The organism is Kocuria sp. (genome assembly GCF_030536815.1).
Lineage (GTDB): Bacteria > Actinomycetota > Actinomycetes > Actinomycetales > Micrococcaceae > Kocuria > Kocuria gwangalliensis.
On sequence record NZ_JAUNPE010000154.1, the window covers coordinates 1 to 4,997 of the forward strand.

Sequence of the window (4,997 nt, forward strand, 5' to 3'; positions counted from 1 at the left end):
GATGTACCCGGTGTCCACGCAGTGCCGGCGAATCAGGGCCGGATCATCGCTGAACTTCTCAATCCGGTCATTGAGCTCTCGCTCTTCGACGCGCTCGTCAGTTGCCAAACATTGATCCATGATCCATCGGATCAGCCCGTCTTTATCCGCTGCCTTGGACGGCCACCGTGTAACGCGCCCGTTCTCCAGAAATCGCTCGTAACCCTTGGGTGTGTGCCTGGCGCCCTCGGCCAAGAGCTCACGGAACACGGCGGTAGGTGACCATGTGCCGTCGGGGGTGTCGATCAATCCGGCGCGATGCAGGTTCAGGAGGGCCCGCGATTGCTTGGAGGTGGGCGACTCGGGGACTTGACCGAGGATGACCCGGGCATACAGATCGCGAGTATCGGAGTTCGCGAGGGCGGCGAAAATCTGGCGCGTGTTCATTCGGCCATCCTGGCAGCCTGCATCTCATCTGTGAGGTTCGAGGGTGGCGAGTCCACTGCGAGTCGTTAGGCAAGGGAGAGGAATAGCTTTTCCATTTCCTTCTTGTCCATGGCTTCGTCCGGGTTCTTGAAGCACTGTTCGAGGCCGCTCGCGACGATCAAGAAGCCTGCGCGGTCCAGGGCTTTGGACACGGCAGACAATTGGGTGACCACGTCCTTGCACTCCTTGCCCTCTTCGGCCATGCGAATGACCGCTGCGAGTTGGCCCTGGGCTCGCTTGAGTCGATTGATGGCCGGCGTGATGTCTGAGGGGTCAAGTTCCATGGGGTCTCCTGAATCTGATATTTGAAAGCATTCTATACCCCCGGGGGCGTTTGCATACCCCTAGGGGTATAAAGCATACTGGCGTCATCACTTCGGCTCAATTACTCGAAAGGACTCTCATGTCTACTCCCACCGTCACCGACGTCAGCCCCCAAACCCTCCGCGAGTGGATGGTGCAACACCAGGATCTGGTGGTGATTGACGTCCGGTCTGCGGCCGAGTTCGAGTCCCTCCACATCAAGGGCTCCTACAACGTGCCGCTGAACCTGCTGTCCGAGCACACGGAAGACCTCGTTTCCCGGCTGGGAGAGCGCGTTGTGCTGGTGTGCCACTCGGGCGTTCGGGCAGAGCAAGCGCGTCGACGGCTGGCTACTGTGGGGCTCGAATCGGCATACGTACTTGAAGGCGGTGCCTCGGGGTTCGCCGATGCCGGTGGTGATGTGGTGCGCGGCGCATCCCGCTGGGATCTCGAACGACAGGTGCGCCTGGTGGCCGGCTCCTTGGTGTTGACCGGTTTGGTCGGCGGAAAATTCGTTTCGCCCAAACTGCGTACTGTGGCCGGAATTATTGGCACCGGGCTCACCTTCTCCGCCGCCACCAATACCTGCGCCATGGGCAAGGCACTGTCGGCCATGCCGTGGAACAAAGCGGCGGTGGAGCCCACCGCCACCTCGGCCATTCAGCAGATCCCGGCACGCTCCGAGTAATCCCTGAAGCTGCGCGCTCGAAGGCGCGGAGCTTTAAGGGGGACAGGACTTCTCATGACACTGACTCTTGCACTGACCCTGTTGTTGTCGATCATGATCGGACTTTCGCTGGGGTTGCTCGGTGGCGGCGGATCCATTCTCACCGTTCCGATCCTCACCTACGTGGCCGGATTGGATCCTAAGGAGGCCATTGCGGCGTCGCTCTTCGTGGTGGGGGTGACCTCGGTCTTCAGCGCTGTCACGCATGCCCGCCAGGGACGGGTGAAGTGGCGAACCGCGTTGATTTTCGGGCTTGCCAGCATGGTCGGCGCGTTCCTCGGGGGACTGGCCGGCGGGTACATCCCAGGCACGGTGCTGATGATTGCGTTTGCCGTGATGATGGTGGCCACGTCCTTGGCGATGATTCGTGGTCGAAAGAAGGAGAAGGAGAGCTCTGAGCGCACGGATCTGCCGCTCGTCAAAATTCTCATCGAGGGGCTCGTGGTGGGCCTGGTCACCGGGCTGGTCGGGGCCGGCGGAGGTTTCCTGGTCGTCCCGGCCCTGGCGTTGCTCGGCGGCCTGTCCATGCCGGTTGCTGTGGGAACCTCGCTCGTGGTCATCGCCATGAAGTCCTTCGCGGGACTGGGCGGCTATCTCACTTCCGTCTCGCTGGACTGGGCACTCGTAGGGGCCGTCACTGCCGCCGCAATAGTGGGGTCAGTGATTGGTGCTCGGCTGGCGGGAAAGATCCCGGAAGCCGCATTGCGGAAAGGGTTCGGGGTCTTCGTGCTCGTCATGGGATTCTTCGTACTCGCTCAGGAACTGCCGGGCGTGGGAGGCCTGATCGTGGCGGGTGCAGCCGGGGCTGCTGCTGTCGCCGCGCTGGTCTGCTGGTTCGCCGTTTCCCGTTGTCCCCTCAGATCTAAGGCGTTCGCTGGCTGACCCCCGGTCGTGCGAGCTCCCTTTTCTCGAGGAAATCGCAGGCGGTAAGGAACTCCCCGCCGGATGAGCTAAGTTTCAGCTCATTCGACGGGGAGTTTTCTTGAACCGGTTATTCGGGCGCAATGTGCAGTGGCCTACCTGGAGTCATGCCCATGGTGCAGAGCCAATGACGGCGCTGGGTGACGGGTTCTCCACGGGAAGCCGGACACCAAAAGGCCGGGAGGCCCACCCGCAATGGGTGGACCTCCCGGCCTCGGTCGTCAGGATTTCTTAGGGAGAGGCGCTGCTGACGGAGTCCTGGTGAATTGCCCAGGCATCGTAGGAGCCCTTGAGTTCGGCCACGTCGAAACCGGCGTGGCGTAGGACGTTCGCGACGATCGAGCTACGCGCCCCGCTCTTGCAGTACGTGACGATGGTTCCGTGCTGGGGGAGCTTGTCCAAGTTCCACAGCACTCGACCACCGTGCAGCTGGGTGGCGCCGGGAATGTGTCCCTCGTCGTATTCGCTCACCGCGCGCACGTCCAGAAGCGTTGCTGCATCGAAGGATTCCACATCTCCTGGGTTGATCACCTGAGGTTTGGAAACGGGGAGTCCATCGAACGAGGTCACATATCCGGCCACCTTGTCGATGCCCACACGCACCAGGTGGTCCCAGATGCTCTGCGCCGACTCCTGGTCTTCCGCCAAGAGGACCAGGGGGCGATCATCCGTTTCCGGGTTCACCGCCCAGGCCCCATACGTGGCGGTATTGCCGGAGCCTGGAATGTTCAGTGCACCTTCAACGGTGCCATTGTGGACGGCGTCCGCGGAACGGGTATCCACGAAGCTGACTTCGTCGGCTTCCAGCTTCTTGGCGACTTCCGCGTTGTCGAGTTCTTCCAGCGGGGCGCGTTCACCCATGATCTCCGGGCCGCGGCGGTTCTGGTTCTTCATGCGGCCGAAGTAGAACGGTGCGTCAGGCTGCCCATCGAGGAGCTCGTCGATGAATCCCCGTTCGTCGTTGTTCTCCGCGTAGGAGGCCCACCAGGAGAAGCGGCGCTCATAGCCCACGGTGGTGGAGGGGATAGCGCCCAGGGACTTACCGCAGGCAGATCCGGCGCCGTGGCCGGGGAACACCTGCACGAGGTCCGGCAAGGTCAAGAACTTGTCTCGAAGGCTCTTGAACATCTGCTTGGCACCCTCGAAACGGGTATCGACACCGCCGGCGGCCTCATCGAGCAGATCGGGTCGGCCCAGGTCACCCGAGAACACGAAGTCTCCGGTGAGCATGTAGCCCGGGTCGTCCGCGAACGCGCCGTCGGTGACGAGGTACGAGAGGTGCTCGGGTGTGTGTCCGGGGGTGTGTACTGCGGTAATGGTGATGTTGCCAAGTTTGATCTCGCTCCCGTCATAGAGGCGGGTTGCGTCGAATTCGTACTGCCAATCCTGGCCACCTTCTCCTGAGACGTACATGGTGGCACCAGTGGCCGAGGCCAATTCACGAGTACCGGAGAGGAAATCTGCATGGATGTGAGTCTCGGTCACACCCACGATCTTCATGTCGTTCTTCTCCGCGATCTTCACATAAACGTCAAGGTCGCGCCGTGGATCGACCACGATGGCCTCTTTCTTGGCTTGGCAGCCGATCACGAAGCTCGCCTGGGCCAAGTCCTCGTCGTAGATGCGTTCCAGAAGCATGAGGAGTTCTCCTTACTTGTGACATCGGGGAGCCTGCTGCTCCTCCGGGTGTTGACCAAAACGGTAATACCCTAGGGGGTATAGCGCAAGTACCCCCGAGGGTATTGCTGGCACAGTCCGCACTATGGGTGTCAGAGCATCGCGTTAGTGTGACCTACATGACATTCCGTGTAGATACCCCCGAGCATTTGATCGCGTCTCCTCGCCTGTCCGGATTCAATACCCACGAATCGGGCACTGTGGTGGCCCTCCGTAAAGAGCTGTCTACAGATGGCAAGAAGTACGTGACGCAGGCGTGGTCGGTAGAGACGGACCAGGACGAGATCCAGACCCGGCAGCTGACTCACGATCAGCACGGTGTGTCGGAAGTGTGTCCAGGGGTCGGCGGCGCCCTCTTCTTCTCGTCTGCGCGCCCGGCCAGCCAGGACGACAAGGACCGCACACGGCTGTGGCTTTTGCCCCCGTACGGCGAGGCGCGGATGATTCTGGAACGGCCCGGCGGCGTCGAAGACCTCAAGCTGGGTGGCGACCGTCTGTTCTTCGTAAGTGGCACGCTCCCGTCTGCCCGCCACGCCAATGAGGTCACCGCCGAGAACGAGCGGTTGGACAAATTGCGCGAAGACTCGGGCGTGAGTGCGGTGTTGTACGAGTCGGCACCCACCCGCGATTGGGACCACGATCTGGGGCCGGATGTGCCCACGCTCTGGTTCGTGGACGCTGTCGCTGCTGCCGACGGCGCTTCGGTCCAGGACCAAGCACGGCACGTTCGACTTCCGGAGGGCCGTTTGCTGGGTTATGAGCCCTCGCCGGACGGGAGTTTTGCGGTGGTCACCGTGCAAGCTTGGATGGACGGTGGGTGGGAACGTTCGGAGATCTGGCGTGTGCCCGTCACCGACGATGGCACTGGGGAGCCCGAACTTATCCGCCCCGTCGAACAGGACAC

The 4,997-nt window shown here is 61.9% G+C and carries 5 protein-coding genes and 1 pseudogene; 3 read left to right on the forward strand and 3 right to left on the reverse strand.

What is annotated here, in order from left to right; all coding sequences use genetic code 11:
* A partial coding sequence (locus Q4E95_RS11080; protein ID WP_303383364.1) for a DUF2087 domain-containing protein occupies positions 1-426 on the reverse strand: 426 nt, incomplete at its 3' end.
* A 65-nt stretch (positions 427-491) separates the two neighbouring features.
* Entirely contained in the window at positions 492-749 is a 258-nt protein-coding gene (locus Q4E95_RS11085; RefSeq protein WP_016997579.1) for a metal-sensitive transcriptional regulator, read from the reverse strand.
* A 119-nt stretch (positions 750-868) separates the two neighbouring features.
* On the opposite strand from Q4E95_RS11085, the gene Q4E95_RS11090 reads away from it, so the two are divergent.
* Positions 869-1,456: a rhodanese-like domain-containing protein gene (locus Q4E95_RS11090; RefSeq protein ID WP_303383365.1), complete on the forward strand. Its 588-nt coding sequence runs from the start codon at positions 869-871 to the stop codon at positions 1,454-1,456.
* Positions 1,457-1,510: 54 nt separating this feature from the next.
* Positions 1,511-2,377, forward strand: coding sequence for a sulfite exporter TauE/SafE family protein (locus Q4E95_RS11095; RefSeq protein WP_303383366.1), 867 nt, complete (start codon positions 1,511-1,513; stop codon positions 2,375-2,377).
* Between the two features lie 270 nt (positions 2,378-2,647).
* Here the strand turns inward: Q4E95_RS11095 and Q4E95_RS11100 are convergent, their stop codons facing one another.
* The gene (locus Q4E95_RS11100; RefSeq protein ID WP_303383367.1) at positions 2,648-4,054 is read right to left on the reverse strand and encodes a rhodanese-like domain-containing protein; all 1,407 of its coding nucleotides are present in this window, start codon (positions 4,052-4,054) and stop codon (positions 2,648-2,650) included.
* A 158-nt stretch (positions 4,055-4,212) separates the two neighbouring features.
* Between Q4E95_RS11100 and Q4E95_RS11105 the strand changes: the two are divergent.
* A pseudogene (locus Q4E95_RS11105) lies at positions 4,213-4,997 on the forward strand (S9 family peptidase); the annotation flags it as partial.